Origin of the sequence: Streptomyces sp. enrichment culture, from assembly GCF_964272855.1 — a bacterium.
Taxonomy (GTDB): domain Bacteria; phylum Actinomycetota; class Actinomycetes; order Streptomycetales; family Streptomycetaceae; genus Streptomyces.
Genome location: NZ_OZ186847.1, coordinates 4,824,916 through 4,841,376, shown reverse-complemented (window position 1 = coordinate 4,841,376; position 16,461 = coordinate 4,824,916). Strand labels below are relative to the sequence as shown.

Here is a 16,461-nt window from a genome sequence, read left to right as displayed (position 1 = left end):
ATGCCCGAGACACGAACCGTTCCCGAGCCCGGCGGCGGTGCGCCGCCGGCCGTCCGGAACGGCGGCCGCTGGGTCGAACACTGGGATCCGGAGTCCCGCTCCTTCTGGGAGGGCGGCGGCCGCCGCACCGCCCGGCGCAACCTGACCTGGTCGGTCGTCGTCGAGCATCTGGGCTTCACCGTGTGGACGCTGTGGAGCGTCGTCGCGGTCGAGCTGTCGGACCGGCGGTTCTCCGCCGACCAGCTGTTCTGGCTGGTCGCCCTGCCCAACCTGGTCGGCGCCGTGCTGCGGGTGCCGTACACCTTCGCGCCCGCCCGGTTCGGCGGCCGCAACTGGACCGTCGCCAGCACCCTGCTGCTGCTGGTGCCCGCCGTGCTGCTGAGCGCCGTCGTGGACGACCCGGACACCCCGTACTGGATGTTCCTGCTCATCGCCGCCACCGCCGGGCTGGGCGGCGGCAACTTCGCCTCCAGCATGGCCAACATCACCCACTTCTTCCCCGCCTCCCGGCAGGGCCTCGCGCTCGGCCTCAACGCGGCGGGCGGCAACATCGGGGTCAGCTCCGTGCAGCTCGTGCTGCCGCTGATCACCGGGGCCCTGGGGCTCGCCGCCGCCGGACTGTTCTGGGTGCCGCTCATCCTGGTGTCGGCCCTCGGTGCCTTCCTGCGCATGGACAACCTGCGCGCGGCCCGCCCGGACACGGGCGGCGCCCGCCGGGCCGCCCGGGACCCGCAGACCTGGCTGGTCTCGCTGCTCTACATCGGCACGTTCGGCTCGTTCATCGGATACGCCACGGCGCTCCCGCTGCTGGTGTCGCTGGAGTTCCCGGGCACCGAGGCGGCGTCGTACGTCTTCCTCGGCGCCCTGGTCGGCTCCTGCACCCGGCCGCTGGGCGGGCTGCTCGCCGACCGGTTCGGCGGCGCCCGGGTGACGGCGTGGAACTTCCTCGCCATGGCGGTGGCGGTACTCGGGGCGCTCGCCGCGCTGCGCTCCCACCACTACCCGTCCTTCCTCCTCGCCTTCTTCCTCCTGTTCGTGACCGCGGGCCTCGGCAACGGCTCCACGTACCGGATGATCCCGGCGATCTTCCGCGCGCGGGCGCTGCGGGACGTGCCCGGCGACGACCCGGCGGCGCGGGGGGACGCGCTCGCCCGGGGCCGACGGGACGGCTCCGCGGCCCTCGGCCTCACCTCGGCGGTCGGCGCGGCCGGCGGCTTCCTCGTCAACCGCGCGTTCGGGTCCTCCGTGGCCGGCACGGGCGACTCGGGGGCGGCGCTGCTCGCCTTCGCGGCCTTCTACGGCGTCTGCCTCGCGCTGACCTGGTTCTGCTACCTGCGGCGCAGCTTCGCCGTCGGCCGCGTGCCGAGCCTGGCGGCCGCCGATGTCTGAGTCCACTGTGCGCATCGCCGAGCCCACCGGCCCGGAGTCCTCCGTGGCGCCCGGCACCGTCGCCACCCACTGCCCCTACTGCGCGCTCCAGTGCGGCATGCTGCTGAGCCGTGACGGCGCCGGCCGGGTGAGCGTCCAGGCCCGGGACTTCCCCACCAACCAGGGCGGGCTGTGCCAGAAGGGCTGGACCTCCGCCGACCTGCTCACCTCACCCGACCGGCTCACCACTCCGCTGGTCCGCCGCGCCAAGGGCGGTGAACTGGAGCCCGCCACCTGGAATGAGGCCCTGGAGAGGGTCGTACGGGGCGTCCGGGACATCCAGCGGCGGGACGGGCGGGACGCCGTGGCCGTCTTCGGCGGCGGCGGGCTGACCAACGAGAAGGCCTACCTCCTCGGCAAGTTCGCCAGGGTCGTGCTCGGCACGGCGGCCATCGACTACAACGGCCGCTTCTGCATGTCGTCGGCGGCCGCCGCCGGGCTCAGGGCGTTCGGGCTGGACCGCGGTATGCCGTTCCCGCTGACCGACGTCGCCGCCGCCGACACGATCCTGCTCGCGGGCGGCAACCCGGCGGAGACCATGCCGCCGTTCGCCCGGTACCTGAACGAACAGCGGCGGGCCGGCGGCGCCCTCGTCGTCGTCGACCCCCGGCGCACCCCCACGGCCGCCCAGGCCACCCTGCACCTGCGGCCCGTCCCCGGCACCGACCTGGCGCTGGCCAACGGCCTGCTGCACATCGTGGTCAACACCGGCCTCCTCGACGAGACGTACGTCGCGCGGCGCACGAACGGGTTCGACGAGGTGCGGCGGGCCGTCGCCGCGTACTGGCCGGAGCGGGTCGAGCGGATCACCGGGGTGCCGGTCGCCGACCAGTACCGCGCGGCCCGGCTGCTCGGCGCGGCCCGCCACGCGGTGATCCTCACCGGGCGCGGCGCCGAACAGCACAGCAAGGGCACCGACACCGCCTCCGCGTTCATCAACCTCGCGCTCGCCCTCGGCCTGCCCGGCACACCCGGCTCCGGCTACGCGTGCCTGACCGGCCAGGGCAACGGGCAGGGCGGACGGGAACACGGCCAGAAGGCCGACCAGTTGCCGGGGTACCGGCGCATCGACGACCCCGCCGCCCGACGGCACATCGCCCGCGTCTGGGGCGTCGACCCGGACGCGCTGCCGGGCGCCGGGCCGAGCGCGTACGAACTGCTCGACGCGCTCGGCACGCCGGGCGGACCGCGGGGCCTGCTCGTCCTCGGCAGCAACCCGGTGGTGTCCGCCCCCAACGCCCGGCACGTCGAGCGGCGGCTGCGCGCCCTGGAACTCCTCGTCGTCGCCGACCCGTTGCTCAGCGAGACCGCGGCGCTCGCGGACGTCGTGCTGCCGTCGGCGCAGTGGGCGGAGGAGGACGGCACCATGACCAACCTGGAGGGCCGGGTCCTGCGCCGCCGCCGGCTCCAGGCCCCGCCGCCCGGTGTCCGCACGGACCTGGCGACCCTCTCCGAACTGGCCCGCCGCCTCGGCCACCCGACCGGCTTCCCCACCGACCCGGCCGCCGCCTTCACCGAACTCCGCCGGGCGAGCAGGGGCGGCTCCGCCGACTACTCGGGGATCACGTACGACCGTATCGACCGGCAGAACGGGGTCTTCTGGCCGGCTCCGGCCGGCGAGGACGCGCCGGAGGGCGGCGCCGCGGCCGCGCCCGGCACCGAAGCCCGCGCCCGGAACGGCGTCATCGGCACGCCCCGTGTGTTCCTCGACGCGTTCGCGCACCCGGACGGCCGTGCCCGGTTCGTGGTGGTGGAGCACCGGCCCGCGGCGGAGGAACCCGACTCGCAGCATCCCCTCCTCCTGACCACCGGACGGATCATGCAGCATTACCAGAGCGGTGCCCAGACGCGGCGTGTCCCGGCGCTGGCCGAGGCGGCGCCGCGGCCCTTCGTGGAAGTCCATCCCGATCTCGCTCGGCGGCTGGGGATCTCGGCGGGGGAGCTCGTCCGGGTCGTCAGCCGGCGCGGCAGTGCCGAGGCGGAGGCCCGGCTCACGTCCGCCGTCCGCCCGGACACCGTGTTCATGCCGTTCCACTGGGGCGGCGCCGGACGGGCCAACTCGCTGGTCGGCGACGCGTTGGACCCGGTTTCGCGGATGCCGGAGTTCAAGGTGAGCGCGGTCCGGCTGGAGCGGATCTGATGCGGCACGTCGTGATCGTGGGCGCCGGTATGGCGGGGCACCGCGTGGCGGACGAGATCCGGGCCCGGCGGCCCGGCTGGCGGATCACCCTCGTCGGCGCCGAACCCCACCGGCCTTACAACCGCGTGCTGTTGACGAATCTGCTGGCGGGCCGCGCGACGGAGGGCTCCATCGAGCTGCCCCGGCAGGACGAGGGGACCGCCGTCGTGACGGGCGTCCGGGTCACCGCCGTCGACCGGGCCGCGCGGACCGTCACCACCGACGACGGCGGTGTCACCGGCTACGACACGCTGGTCCTGGCCACCGGCGCGGTCGCCTGGCTGCCGCCGGTCAAGGGCCTGGTCGGCGACAACGGCCGCCCGCACCCCGGCACCGCCGCGTTCCGCACGCTCGCCGACTGCCGCCGCATCCTCGGCCTGGCGGAGGCCGCCGTGGCCTCGGCGCCTTCGGGGCGGTCGCCGCGCGCCCTGGTGCTCGGCGGCGGGCTGCTCGGCATCGAGGCGGCGCGGGGGCTGGCGCAGCGGGGTCTGGAGGTGCGGGTCCTGCATGCCGCCGACCGCCTGATGGAACGCCAGCTGGACGCGGCGGCCGGGCGGGTGCTCGGCCAGGCGCTGGACCGGCTGGGCATCGCCGTGGAACTCGGCGCGGCCGTCACCGAGGTGACCGCCGAGGACGGGCGGCTGACCGGCGTGAAGTGCGCCGACGGGCGGCACCTCGCGGGTGATCTGCTCGTCGTCTCGTGCGGTGCCCAGCCCGACACCCGCCTCGCCGAGGCGGCCGGGCTGCCCGTCGGCCGGGGCGTCGTGGTGGACGACCGGATGCGTACCGCGGATCCGCACGTGTACGCGGTCGGCGACTGCGCGGAGCACCGGGGCACCGTGCACGGCCTGGTGGCACCCGCCTGGGAGCAGGCCGCGGTCGCCGCGCGGGCGATCACCCAGGACCCGCAGGGCGTGCCGTACCGGGGCTCGCGGATCGTCACCCGCCTGAAGGCGGCCGGCGTCGACCTCACGACGATGGGCGAGACCCAGCTCACCGAGGACGACGCGTACCTCGCGGAAGAGGGCGCTCCGCCCGAGGTGGTCCGCTTCCTCGACACCCGGCGCGGCACCTACCAGAAGCTGGTCCTGCGCGAGAACCGGGTGACCGGCGCCATCCTGCTCGGCGGCAGCACGGGCGCCACGGCCGGCGCCGGCACGGTCACGGGGCTCTTCGACCGGCAGGCCGAGGCCCCGCTGGACCGGCGGCTGCTGCTGTTCCCCGAGTTCCCCGAACCGGGCGGGGCGGCGGCCGGCGTCGCTCCCGGCGCGGCCGGCCTGCCCGGCGACGCCGTGGTCTGCCAGTGCAACGCGGTCACCAAGGACGCGATCACGCGGTGCCGGCAGGCCGGTGCCGGGGACGTCGCCGAGGTCGCCGCCCGGACCCGGGCCACCACCGGCTGCGGCAGCTGCCGCCCGCTCGTCGAGGAACTCCTCGCCCGGCCCGCCGATCCCGCCGTCCCCTCTGCCGAGGTCCACGGCCACACTCACCGAAAGGAACCCTGATGGCCCTTGTCGTGCAGAAGTACGGCGGCTCCTCCGTGGCCGACGCCGAGTCCGTCAAGCGGGTCGCCCGCCGCGTGGTGGCGGCCCGCGAGAGCGGCGACGACATCGTCGTCGTGGTCTCCGCCATGGGCGACACCACGGACGACCTGCTCACCCTCGCCGATGAGGTCGGCGCGGACGGCCACAGCCGCGAGCTGGACATGCTGCTCACCGCGGGCGAGCGGATCTCCATGGCGCTGCTGGCGATGGCCATCGGCGACCTCGGGTACGACGCCCGGTCGTTCACCGGCTCGCAGGCCGGTGTGATCACGGACGCGGAGCACGGCCGGGCGCGCATCACCGAGGTGGCCCCCAAGCGCCTGCGGGAGGCTCTCGACGAGGGCGCGATCGTCATCGTCGCGGGCTTCCAGGGCGTGAGCCGCGAGACGAACGACATCACCACCCTCGGCCGCGGCGGCTCCGACACCACGGCGGTGGCGCTGGCCGCCGCGCTCGACGCCGACGTCTGCGACATCTGCACGGACGTCGACGGCGTGTTCACCGCCGACCCCAGAATCGTCCCGGCGGCGCGGAGGATCGACCGGATCGCCGCCGAGGACATGCTCGAACTGGCCGCGCACGGGGCGAAGATCCTGCATCTGCGCTCCGTGGAGTTCGCCCGCCGGTTCGGCGTCCCCATCCATGTGCGCTCGTCCTTCAGCGAGAAGGACGGCACCTGGGTCACCGACCGAGGAGTCGGGAAGACGGCAGCAGGAGGAGAGAACATGGAACAGCCGGTCATCTCCGGCATCGCGCACGACCGGAGCCAGGCGAAGGTCACCATCGGGGGCGTCCCCGACAAGACCGGGGCGGCGGCGGTCATCTTCACGGCCCTCGCCGAGGCGGGCGTCAACCTCGACATGATCGTGCAGAACGTGTCGGCGGCCGCCACCGGGCTCACCGACATCTCCTTCACCCTCGCCGGCGCCGACTGCGCCGCGGCGCTGAGCGTCGTCGAAGGGCTCAAGGACCGGATCGGCTACCTGGACCTGCGGCACGACGACCGGATCGGCAAGCTGTCGGTGGTCGGCTCCGGCATGCGCTCCCACCCGGGCGTCTCGGCCACGCTGTTCTCCGCGCTGGCCGAGACCGGCATCAACATCGACATGATCTCCACCTCCGAGATCCGTATCTCGGTGCTGGTCCACATCCACGACCTGGAGGCCGCGGTGCTCGCCGCGCACAGCGCCTTCGGACTCGACTCCGACGGCGCCGAGGCCGTCGTCCACGCGGGGACCGGCCGATGAGCGAGAAGTCACCCACAGCGTCCCGCGGCGGGGTCCTGGAGGCGGCCGCCGCGGCCCGGCGGGCGGCCGTGCCGCTGGCCACGCTGTCCGGCGCCGACAAGGACGCGGCGCTGGAGGCGGTCGCCGACGCCCTGCTGGCCCGCTCCGGCGAGATCCTTCAGGCCAACCGGCGGGACGTCGAGGCGGCGCTGGCCGCGGGGAAGCCGGAGTCGGTGCTCGACCGGCTGCGGATGGACGAGGCGGGCATCGCCGGGGTCGCCGCCACTGTGCGGCAGGTGGCCGCGCTGCCCGACCCGGTCGGCGAGACGACGTACTCCTCCGTCCTCCCCAACGGCCTGGACGTGCGGCGGATCCGGGTGCCGCTCGGTGTGATCGCCTTCGTCTACGAGGGCCGCCCGAACGCCACCGCCGACGCCGCCGCCCTCTGCCTGAAGAGCGGCAACGCCGTGCTGCTGCGCGGCTCCTCCGTCGCGCGGGCGACCGATTCCGCGCTGATCGCGGTGATCCGGGGCGCGCTGGCCGGCACCGCCGTACCGGTCGACGCGGTCCAGCGGGTGCCCGGCGACGACCGGTCCTCCGTGTGGGAGCTGATGACGGCCCGGGGGCTGGTCGACCTGCTGATCCCGCGCGGCGGAACGGGCCTGATCCGCACCGTCGTCGAGGGCGCCACCGTGCCCGTCCTCGAGACCGGCATCGGCAACTGCCACGTCTACGTCGACGAGGACGCCGATCCGGCCATGGCGCTGTCGGTGCTGCTCAACTCGAAGGCGCAGCGCCCCTCGACGTGCAACGCGGCGGAGTCGCTGCTGGTCCACGCGAAGATCGCCGACACGTTCCTGCCGGCCGCGCTGGCCGCGCTGCGCGAGGCGGGGGTCACCGTCCACGGTGACGCGCGGGTGGCCGGGTACGACCGAGCCGTGGTGCCGGCCACCGAGGAGGACTGGGCGGCGGAGTACCTGTCGCCGGACATCTCCGCGGCGGTCGTGGACTCGCTGGACGACGCGGTCGCGCACATCCGGCGGTACGGCTCCGGGCACACCGAGTCGGTCGTCACGCGGTCGGCGGCGGCCGCCGAGCGGTTCACCTCGCTGGTCGACTCCGCGGTCGTCGCCGTGAACGTCTCCACCCGGTACGTCGACGGCGGCGAGATGGGGCTGGGCGCGGAGGTCGGGATCTCCACGCAGAAGGTCCACGCCCGCGGGCCGATCGCGCTCGCCGAGCTGACCACCGCCAAGTACGTCCTCACCGGCGACGGCCACATCCGGGGCGCCGCGCCCGCGGCCCCCGGCCTGAGCTGTGACGCCCTGTCCGGCGGCTGAGCGGGTGGCGCGGGACCGTCCCGTGGTCCCGCGCCACGCGTCCGGGGTGTCAGACGGCGAGCCCGTTCATCACCACGCGGCCGGGCTCGTCCTTCTGGTACCGGCGCCAGGCGGCGGCGAGCCGGCTCACCGCCTCGTCCAGCTCGTCCTCGGCGAGCAGGAACGGCAGCCGCAGCCGGTCCGCGTCGCCGCCCGCCGGGTGCAGCGAGGCGCCGGGCAGTACGGCGACGCCGTGACGCAGCGCGGTCTGCGCGAACGTCGAGGCGTCACCGTCGGGCAGCCGCACCCACAGGGTCTGGCCGCCCTCGGCGGGCCGGAAGTCCCAGTCGGGCAGCCGGCGGGACAGCGCGGCGCACAGGTGGTCGTGGCGCCCGCGAAGCTGCTCGGCGCGCTGCCGGGCGAGGTCGTCCAGGCCGGGCAGCAGCTCGGCGGCGGCCAGCTGGGACAGGACGTCGCTGCCGAAGTCCTGCGGGGCCTTCAGCCGGGCCAGCCGCGACACCAGCGACGCCTTGGCCCTGATCCAGCCGATGCGCAGCCCGCCCCAGGCCAGCTTGCTCAGCGAGCCGACGGTGATGACCTGGCCGTCGGTGTCGAAGGCGGCCAGTCCGGGCGGTGCGGTTCCGTCGAAGGTGAGCGAGCCGAGCACCTCGTCGTCGATGAGCGGTACGTCGTGCCGGCGGGCCGCTTCGACCAGGCGGCGGCGGATCAGGGACGGCACGACCGTGCCCGTCGGGTTGTGGCAGGTCGGCACCAGGTAGGCCAGCGCGGGGCGGTGCTCGGCGACCGCGCGGCACCACGCCTCCGCGTCCAGGCCGTCCGTGCCGGTGGGCACCGACCGGACGACCGCGGCCGCCTCGCGCAGCAGTTCCAGCGCGCCGGGGTAGGTCGGCGCCTCGACCAGGACCTGGTCGCCGGGTGCGACCAGCAGCCGGACGAGCAGGGCCAGTGCCTGCTGGGCGCCGGTGGTGACGAGGATCTGCTCGGGGTCGGTGTGCGTGCCGCGTCCGGTGTAGTGGCGGGCGAGCGCGGCGCGCAGGTCGGGGTGCCCGGCGGGGTGGTAGCCGAGGTCCGGGGAGGGCGCGGCGAGCCGGGACAGTCCGGCCTGGTAGGCGGCGAGGAGTTCCGGGGGCGGGGCGTCGGGTGCGGCGCAGGCCATCTGGAGTACGCCGTCGGGCGGTTCGAGGAAGTTGAGGAACATCGGGTGCGCGGTGCCGGCTTGGCCCGGGGCCTTGGTGTCGCCGTCGTGCGGCGCGGACGGGGTCACCCAGGTGCCGCTGCCCTGACGCCGCTGCAACCGCCCCTCCAGACGGAGCGGTTCGTAGGCGGCGACCAGGGTGGCCCGGCCCACGGCCAGTCTCTGGGCCAGCTCACGCTCCGGCGGCAGCCGGGTGCCCGGGGCCAGATCACCCGCGTCGATGAGTTCGCGCAGCCGCCGGGCGAGCAGCAGATGCAGCGGGCCGCGCCCGGCCGACCAGCGGCCGAGCTGGAAAACCAGAAGATCCACGTCGATTGGCTTCATCAGTGAGCCAATATAACGAGATTGGCACTGCCTTGACCCGAGTACGGCGGTGAGGATCGCCGACATGACCCTCTCCCCGCTGCTTCACGACCGGCCCGGCGACCCCAGCCGGTCTCTTGGACGCACCGGCACGCTCGAATCCCTGGCCGTGCACTCCGGCGACCGCGGCCTCACCCGCCGCGCGCCGCAGGCTCTGGAGACCGCCATGGCCGATCTGGAGGACGGCGCCGCCGCGCTCGCCACCGCCACCGGCGCGGCCGCCCTCGACGGCGTGCTCGCCTGCCGGCTGCGTCCCGGCGACCACGCCATCGCGCAGTGCTCCCCGTACGGGGGCAGCCTGGCGCGGTTCCGCGCGCTGGAACGCAGCCGTGGCGTGAGCGTCACCTACGTGTCCGGCCGCAGCGCCGAGGAGGTGGCGAGGGCGATCCGCCCCACCACCCGGCTGCTGTACGTGGAAACCCTCGCCGGCCCCCTCGCGGACGTCTGCGACCTGCCGGCCATGACCGGCCTCGCCCGCAAGGCCGGGCTGATGACGGTCGTCGACAACACCTTCGCCTCCCCGGTGCTGTGCCGGCCGCTCCAGCACGGCGCGGACGTCGTCATCCACTCCACCACCGCCTACATCGGCGGCCACACCGACATGACCGGCGGCATCGCCGTCTTCGCCGACGAGCGGCAGCACCGCAGGGTCCGCGACCGGGTCCGCGCGCTGCGGCAGGGCGGCGACCCGTTCACCGGCTGGCTCACCCTGCGCGGGCTGCGCACCCTGCCGCTGCGGATGCGCCAGCACTGCGAGAACGCGGGCACCCTCGCCCGGCGCCTCGCCGCGCATCCGGCGGTCGCCGCCGTCCACTGGCCGGGCCTGCCCGGCCACCCCGGTCACCGGGTGGCGGCCCGGCTCCTCGGGGACTTCGGCGGGCTGCTCGCCTTCGGCATCGCCGGCGGCCGCGACGCCGCCCGGCAGTTCGTCGAGCGGGTGACGCTGGCCCAGTCGAGCACCGCCCTCGGCGGCATGGAGACCCTCGTCCACCACCCCGACAGCTCGGTGCTGCGGGCGGTGGGCGCCGGCGAGGGAACGGTCCGCGTCTCCGTCGGCATCGAGAACCCCGACCACCTCTGGTCCGACTTCGTCCACGCGCTGCCGTCACCCTGGTAGCCGCCTACGACGCCCCGGCCCGGAGGGTGCCCGGCACTTCCTCGGGCACCCACCGCAGCAGGTCACAGGGCCTGCATGGCCTGCTCGGAGTGGCCGGCGACGCCCTGTCGGGAGAGCGTGTACTCGCGATGGGCGGCCTCGGCGGTTTCGTGCCGCCGCTGGTGACGGGCGCGGTGTACAGCGCGCGGGGCTCCTACTCCATCGGGTTCATGCTGCTGTCCGACCTCGCCCTCGCCGGGTGCGTCTACGCGTACGGCCGGATGCGGACCGCCGGGGCCGCCCCCGCCGAGCCGCGCCCGGCCGCCGAGGCCCGGAAGGTCCTGGCCGACTGAGGTGGCGGCCGGCCGGGCTCACGGCAGGCCGCGCTCGGTACCCTGGCCGAATGGGCGAAGCCGTAGCCGCAGGTGAGCAGATGGGCGTCGTGGCCGCACTGGTGCGGTCCGCGTTCCTGGTGGACGCCGTGTACGCCGAGTCGGGCCGCGCGTTCGGGCTGACCCCGCAGCAGGGCCAGCTGCTGTGCGTGCTGATGCCGCAGCCGTACGGGATGTCCGAGCTGGGCGCGATGCTGGGCCTGGCCAAGTCCAGTCTGACGGGGCTGGTGGACCGCACCGTGCAGCGCGGGCTGGTCCGGCGGGAGGCCGACCCCCGGGACGGGCGGGCCGTGCGGGTCGGCCTGACCGAGGAGGGCGCGGCGCTCGCCAAGGAGTTCTACGACGCGACGTGCCGCCGTATCGAGGAACTGCCGTCGGGCCTCGCACCCGCCGAGCGGGAGCAGCTGGCCGCGCTGCTCGCCCGGGTCGTCGAGGACAACGAGGTGCCCCAGGTGTTCAGCGAGCCGGAGCCGCCGCGCCCGTAGCGGGGGCGTCCCGCCGGGCCTCCCGCAGTCCCCGTGCCAGCACCGCCGTCACCGCGACCGACGCCACCGCCATCACCGTCATCGCCGTTCCGGCGGAGGTGAGCTGGGCCACCGCGCCCGCCAGTGCCGCGCTCACGCCCTGCAGGGTGAGCATCCCGGCGGAGTGCAGCCCGAGGGCGTGACCGGAGAGTTCGTCCGGGGTGAGGGCGACCAGCCGTTCCTGCTGGACCAGGCTCGCCCCGAACCCGGCGGACGCCACCAGCACCAGCACGGCCGCGACCGGCACCGGCGGCCGCAGGAAGAACACCAGGTACGGCCCGGCGAGCAGCAACAGCAGCGGTACCCCGAGCCGTGCCCGCCGCCCCGGCGGCAGCAGCCGCCCCACGGTCACGTCCCCGGCGAACATGCCCAGCGCCGCGCACGCGAACAGCGTTCCGGCGGCCTCCGGCGCGTAGGAGACGTACAGCGCCTCGCAGCCGACGATCAGCCCGTTGGGCACCCACAGGGCGAGATACAGGCAGCGGCGCGACGGGGACGACCACAGCAGCGAGTTGGCCCGCCAGGTCGCCCGGACCGAGGGGCGGCCGGCCGCGCGCGGCGGGCGGGCCGTCAGCCCCAGCCGCAGCCCGAGCGCCGCCCCGGCGTACAGCAGCGCCGCCAGCAGCAGCGCGGTACGCGGCGTGAGGACGGCGACCACGACTCCGCCGGCCGCGTATCCGCAGATCTGGGCGAGCCCGCTCATCATGTTGAAGACCGAACGCCCCAGCAGATACCGCTCCTTGGACAGGATCTCGGTCAGCAGCCCCCACCGCACTCCCCCGCCCAGCGAGGCCACCAGCCCCTGCGCGAACACCACCGCGAGCACCGCCCACACCGGCAGTCCCGGCACCGCCAGCAGCGCCGTACCCGCCGCGAACGCCAGCGCCACCCCGGCGAGCGTGGCGCGCGGCGGCAGCCGGTCCGACCCGGACAGCAGGAAGGCCGCCCCGACGACCTGGGCCAGCGACGGCCCGAACATGCTCACCGCCGCCAGCAGCGGCGACTCGGTCGCCCGGAACACCAGCGTGCCGAGCGCGAGCCCGCCGAGCGTCTGGGCGCCGATCTGAGCGGCGGAGGAGAGGAAGAGCGGAGTGAACTCGGGTGTACGGAAGAGGCCTGCATAGCCCGGTGATCTGCGCATGCGGGGAGTCTGTGACGCCCACGACCGCACCGTTATTGTTTCGCGCACACGCGAAACCAACCGGGGGGCGGGCATGGGCTGGTGGCAGGTCGACGCCGACACCCTCGCCCGCAGCCGCTTCCTGCTCTCCCCGTACGCCGAGACCTTCGCGAGCCTGAAGCTGCTGCACGCCGCGACCGGCGCCCACCCCGGCGAACAGGCCTGGCTGCGCGCCCATCTCCCCGGCTACCGCGCCCGCCTGGCCGCCGACCCGGTGACCGCGCTGCTGGTGGGTGCCGGGCTGGGCCGGGACTGGATCGCCGACTTCCTCACCCCCACCCCGCACGACGGCGAGGACTTCGCCCGGGCGGTCGCCCGGGTCCGCGCGACCGACCCCGCGACCGCCCGCGCCCACCTGCGGGTCTCCCTGGCCGGCCCGCTCCCCGCCGACCTGGACCGCGACGACCTGCCGGACCGGGCGGCGACGCTCCTCGAGTACGTCTGGTCCGAGACCGTACGGCCGTACTGGGCCCGTCGCCGCCGCGTCCTGGAGGCCGACGTGGTGGCGCGGACCGCGCGGATGAGCCAGGGCGGCTGGGCGGCGGTACTGGACGCACTGCGCCCCGGTACCCGCTGGCTGGGCGCCAGCCGTTTCCAGGTCAACCGGCACGAGTACCCGCCGCGGGACATCTCCGGCGCCGAGCTGCTGCTCGTCCCCGTCACCCCGCGCACCGGCTGGGTGTCCTGGGAGGAACCGGAGCGCCTGCGGTACGCCGTCGTCTACCCGTGCGCCGGCCCGCTCGCCGACGACCACACCGGTCCGCCCGTGCCCGCGAGCCTCGGCGCCCTGCTGGGCCACGCCCGCGCCACCGTCCTGGCCCTCCTGGACTCCCCCATGAGCACCACCCAGTTGACCGCCGTGACCGGGCAGGGGCTCGGCTCGGTGGGACGGCACCTGCGGGTGCTGCTCGACGCGGGCCTGGTGGACCGGCGGCGGGCGGGACGCTCGGTGCTGTACGCGCGGACGTCAGCCGGTGACGTGCTCATCGAGGCGTCCGGCACGCGGCGGGACTAGCATCCGCCGTATGACGACCAACGCATCCCCGCTCGACATCGACATCGACGCCCTCCAGGGCGGCCCCGCCGACCTCAAGCAGTACGCCGGTCAGGCCGTGCTCATCGTGAACGTCGCCTCCAAGTGCGGGCTGACCCCGCAGTACGCCGGTCTGGAGCGGCTCCAGGAGCGGTACGCGGCCCGTGGCTTCACGGTGCTCGGCGTGCCCTGCAACCAGTTCCTCGGCCAGGAGCCCGGCAGCGCCGAGGAGATCGCCGAGTTCTGCTCGGCGACGTACGGCGTGACCTTCCCGATGACCGAGAAGACCGAGGTCAACGGCGAAGGCCGGCACCCGCTGTACGACCGCCTGACCGGCTTCGCCGACGCCGAGGGCCACAGCGGTGACATCCGCTGGAACTTCGAGAAGTTCCTCATCGGCCGGGACGGCGCGGTCGTCGCCCGCTTCTCCCCGCAGACCGAGCCGGAGGCCCCGGAGGTCGTCTCCGCGATCGAGGCGCAGCTCGGCTGAGCCCGGGCACAGGCCGAGCCCCCTCGGCAAGGACGGCGAGCTCGTCGAGAGGGCTCTGGGATGGTGCTTGTCAGGCCTTGACCGACGCCACGAAGGTGTTCCACGCGGCGGCCGGGAAGGCCAGGACGGGGCCCTGCTGCACCTTGGAGTCCCGGACGGCCATCGCGGACGGCACCGGGGACTTGATCTCCACGCAGGCGCCGTTGCCCTGGGAGTACGAGGACTTGACCCACTTGTCCGTCGCGCCCTGCTTGATCGCCATTTTCACTCCATTAGCCAGTTGCTGAGTTGCTGCGTTTCCGCCAACGTTCTTGCTCGATGGCGTGATCGACGCTACTCGCCAACTCAGGCGGCCGGAGCGACTATTCACTCGACCGGATGGCATATTCCAGTGCGGTCTTCCATCCGGTCGGGGCGACGGTGTACTTTGCGGCGCCTCACCTCAGACCGGCGTAATCCTTCGCCACTTCCGCGATGAATTCCCGCGTCTGCTCCACATTCAGCGCCTGCGCCCGCAAGTGCTCGTACATCACTGCGTATTTCTGGACATCCTGGGCCTTTTCCAGATAAAGATCACTGGTGACACCCTCGATGTAGACGACGCTCGAATCGGCGGCGTCCGGGAACTCCAGAATCGCGTACTGCCCGCTCACGCCGGGGTGCGCCCCCATCTCGAACGGGATCAACTGCACGGTGACGTGCGGCAGCTGCGACATCTCCAGCAGATACTCCAGCTGCTCGATCATCACCTGTTTACTGCCGACCTCGCGGCGCACCGCCGCCTCGTCCAGCACTGCCCACAGCCGCAGCGGGTTCTCGTCGGCGGCAATACGTTCCTGCCGGCGCAGCCGCACCTGCACCCGCTTGTCGATGTCGGTCGGCGACGCCTCCGGCAGGGCGCCCTGGATCAGCGCTTCCGCGTACTGCCGGGTCTGCAGCAGGCCGGGCACCACCTGCGGGTCGTACACACGCAGGCTCGCGGCATCCGTCTCCAGACCGATGTAGACGCTGTACGGGACATCCCCGAAAGCGTGCCACCAGCCCTGCTGGCGCGAGTCCTTCGCCATCTGCATCAGCGAATCGACGATGCGGTGGTCCTCCACCTCGTAGACTCCGCAAAGGTCCCGCACATCGCGCTGGCTGATGCTGCGACGGCCGTTCTCCAGGCGGCTGATCTTCGACTGGGAGACCAGCAGCCGCTCCGCCACCTCCTCGGCCGTCATGCCCTTGAGCTCGCGGAGCCGGCGCAGCTCCTGGCCCAGCCGGCGCCGCCTGACTGTGGGATTGACATTGGACGCCACGGGACGTGCACCTCCGGCTGCTGCCTCAAAACTCGCGACTTTGCGTATCTGCTGCTGAGCAGACTGCCACCAAGGTGCTTCTTACCGCTGGGAAACAGCGGATATACGGCGGGTACACGCCAGATCCACACATGCGGACATGCGTCCGCGCGGGGCGGTGGACGCGTCCGTCGTCCGAACGACGCGTACCACCACCCCGCGCGGCTCGCGCGGCTCCCGAACGGGCTTGTGCGTTACTGCCGTGACAGCGGCTCAGTGCGCCACGGCACGCGCCATACTGCCGTGGCGCGTTTGGGCCGGAACCCCGCGTGCGGGTTCCGCCGCCGACCTGGCTCCAGCGGCCTGCCGGCCTGCCGGGCCCCCGGCGGCACGACGCGGCTGTGCCGCCGCGCCGTTCTGGACGTCCATCACGGCGTGCGCCACGAGGCCGCCCATGGGGTCGTGCCTGATCAGATCCCGCAGCCGGGAACGGGACGAGCGCCCCTCGTTCCCCGGGTACAGGTGCTTGCCGAGACCCACGGCGTGCGCCAGGGCGGCGAGCGCCGCGGTCCGCGGGTCCGGCGGCACGCCGGTGCGGATCGCGGAATCCAGCCGGGCCCTGATCTCCCGGCTGATGGCGGTGTCCGTCGCCTGGTAGCGAGTCGTCGGCAGCACTCCGCACATCTGGCCCTCCACGGCATGGACCATGCCGCAGCGCTCCAGATGCGAGAGGTAGGTCTGGCGGAGCCCGAGACGCGGCCCGCCGATCCAGTGGACCGCCCGCACCGGAGCGCCGCGCCTTCGCAGCAACTCCAACGCGCAGTCCAAAGTCGGATCTCCAGTCGGCCGTGGTGCCACCACGGCGATACGATCCCCGTCTGGGGCTATCCGTCCGGCCAGCGCCAGCTCCACTAGCTGTGCTCCGGCCAGACCGAGGTCGAGCGACTGCGGCTGCGCAGTGGTACCCGTGGCCGGGTCCAGTGCCAGCAGCAGAAGCTCCTCCGGAAGTGTTCTGCGGCTCCTGCCCATCCATGCCTCCCCGCGTGGATGAAAGACAGGGTGACCCCTCTCACATTGGTCTGTCGAGGGTGCGTGACCGGTTCGTAAGGGAACCAGTAGGTATGTCGTTCTCGTCTACCGCATGGGTTAAGCCCTCACACAGGACACTGGTACATGGTTCGGACAGCGGTT

The 16,461-nt window shown here is 73.8% G+C and carries 14 protein-coding genes and 1 pseudogene; 10 read left to right on the top strand and 5 right to left on the bottom strand.

The features are described 5' to 3' along the window. Genes ACSU6L_RS21320 through ACSU6L_RS21300 form a run of 5 tightly spaced genes read left to right on the top strand, consistent with a single transcriptional unit; the run spans window position 1 to window position 7,717 of the window. Window positions 1-1,389: an MFS transporter gene (locus tag ACSU6L_RS21320; RefSeq protein ID WP_437059050.1), complete on the top strand. Its 1,389-nt coding sequence runs from the start codon at window positions 1-3 to the stop codon at window positions 1,387-1,389. After that, the gene (locus tag ACSU6L_RS21315; protein ID WP_437059048.1) at window positions 1,382-3,568 is read left to right on the top strand and encodes a molybdopterin oxidoreductase family protein; all 2,187 of its coding nucleotides are present in this window, start codon (window positions 1,382-1,384) and stop codon (window positions 3,566-3,568) included. The genes ACSU6L_RS21320 and ACSU6L_RS21315 overlap by 8 nt, the downstream gene beginning before the upstream one ends. Then, a complete protein-coding gene (locus ACSU6L_RS21310; RefSeq protein ID WP_437059046.1) occupies window positions 3,568-5,112 on the top strand; it encodes an FAD-dependent oxidoreductase in 1,545 nt (514 codons plus the stop codon). Before ACSU6L_RS21315 ends, ACSU6L_RS21310 begins: the two co-directional genes overlap by 1 nt. Next, window positions 5,112-6,398 carry an aspartate kinase gene (locus tag ACSU6L_RS21305; protein ID WP_437059044.1) on the top strand — a complete coding sequence of 429 codons (1,287 nt, stop codon included), beginning with the start codon at window positions 5,112-5,114 and terminating at the stop codon, window positions 6,396-6,398. The genes ACSU6L_RS21310 and ACSU6L_RS21305 overlap by 1 nt, the downstream gene beginning before the upstream one ends. Then, the gene (locus ACSU6L_RS21300; RefSeq protein WP_437059042.1) at window positions 6,395-7,717 is read left to right on the top strand and encodes a glutamate-5-semialdehyde dehydrogenase; all 1,323 of its coding nucleotides are present in this window, start codon (window positions 6,395-6,397) and stop codon (window positions 7,715-7,717) included. Before ACSU6L_RS21305 ends, ACSU6L_RS21300 begins: the two co-directional genes overlap by 4 nt. 49 nt (window positions 7,718-7,766) lie before the next feature. Here the strand turns inward: ACSU6L_RS21300 and ACSU6L_RS21295 are convergent, their stop codons facing one another. After that, a complete protein-coding gene (locus ACSU6L_RS21295; protein ID WP_437059040.1) occupies window positions 7,767-9,221 on the bottom strand; it encodes a PLP-dependent aminotransferase family protein in 1,455 nt (484 codons plus the stop codon). Between the two features lie 79 nt (window positions 9,222-9,300). On the opposite strand from ACSU6L_RS21295, the gene ACSU6L_RS21290 reads away from it, so the two are divergent. The 3 genes and pseudogenes from ACSU6L_RS21290 (at window position 9,301) to ACSU6L_RS21280 (ending at window position 11,248) form a co-directional block, all read left to right on the top strand. After that, window positions 9,301-10,392 (top strand): trans-sulfuration enzyme family protein, encoded by a 1,092-nt coding sequence (locus tag ACSU6L_RS21290; RefSeq protein WP_437059038.1) that lies wholly within the window; start codon window positions 9,301-9,303, stop codon window positions 10,390-10,392. 125 nt (window positions 10,393-10,517) lie between these two features. After that, a pseudogene (locus ACSU6L_RS21285) lies at window positions 10,518-10,724 on the top strand (MFS transporter); the annotation flags it as partial. An 80-nt stretch (window positions 10,725-10,804) separates the two neighbouring features. Then, window positions 10,805-11,248 (top strand): MarR family winged helix-turn-helix transcriptional regulator, encoded by a 444-nt coding sequence (locus ACSU6L_RS21280; protein WP_437064992.1) that lies wholly within the window; start codon window positions 10,805-10,807, stop codon window positions 11,246-11,248. Here the strand turns inward: ACSU6L_RS21280 and ACSU6L_RS21275 are convergent. Further along, window positions 11,220-12,428: an MFS transporter gene (locus tag ACSU6L_RS21275; RefSeq protein ID WP_437059037.1), complete on the bottom strand. Its 1,209-nt coding sequence runs from the start codon at window positions 12,426-12,428 to the stop codon at window positions 11,220-11,222. The genes ACSU6L_RS21280 and ACSU6L_RS21275 overlap by 29 nt on opposite strands. 73 nt (window positions 12,429-12,501) lie before the next feature. Here ACSU6L_RS21275 and ACSU6L_RS21270 point away from each other — a divergent pair, with 73 nt between their 5' ends. Together ACSU6L_RS21270 and ACSU6L_RS21265 are read left to right on the top strand one after the other, a co-directional pair. After that, complete coding sequence (locus ACSU6L_RS21270) at window positions 12,502-13,482, top strand: winged helix-turn-helix domain-containing protein (RefSeq protein ID WP_437059035.1); 981 nt, start codon at window positions 12,502-12,504, stop codon at window positions 13,480-13,482. Between the two features lie 10 nt (window positions 13,483-13,492). Continuing rightward, on the top strand, window positions 13,493-13,990 hold the full coding sequence (locus ACSU6L_RS21265; RefSeq protein ID WP_073941504.1) for a glutathione peroxidase: 498 nt from the start codon (window positions 13,493-13,495) through the stop codon (window positions 13,988-13,990). Between the two features lie 70 nt (window positions 13,991-14,060). On the opposite strand, the gene ACSU6L_RS21260 is transcribed toward ACSU6L_RS21265, so the two are convergent. The 3 genes from ACSU6L_RS21260 to ACSU6L_RS21250 form a co-directional block, all read right to left on the bottom strand. Further along, window positions 14,061-14,252: a DUF397 domain-containing protein gene (locus ACSU6L_RS21260; RefSeq protein WP_073941505.1), complete on the bottom strand. Its 192-nt coding sequence runs from the start codon at window positions 14,250-14,252 to the stop codon at window positions 14,061-14,063. A gap of 175 nt (window positions 14,253-14,427) precedes the next feature. Then, window positions 14,428-15,291 carry a helix-turn-helix domain-containing protein gene (locus tag ACSU6L_RS21255; protein ID WP_073941506.1) on the bottom strand — a complete coding sequence of 288 codons (864 nt, stop codon included), beginning with the start codon at window positions 15,289-15,291 and terminating at the stop codon, window positions 14,428-14,430. Between the two features lie 252 nt (window positions 15,292-15,543). After that, window positions 15,544-16,299, bottom strand: a complete 756-nt coding sequence (locus ACSU6L_RS21250; RefSeq protein WP_437059032.1) for a GOLPH3/VPS74 family protein — start codon at window positions 16,297-16,299, stop codon at window positions 15,544-15,546. Between the last annotated feature and the right edge of the window lie 162 nt (window positions 16,300-16,461).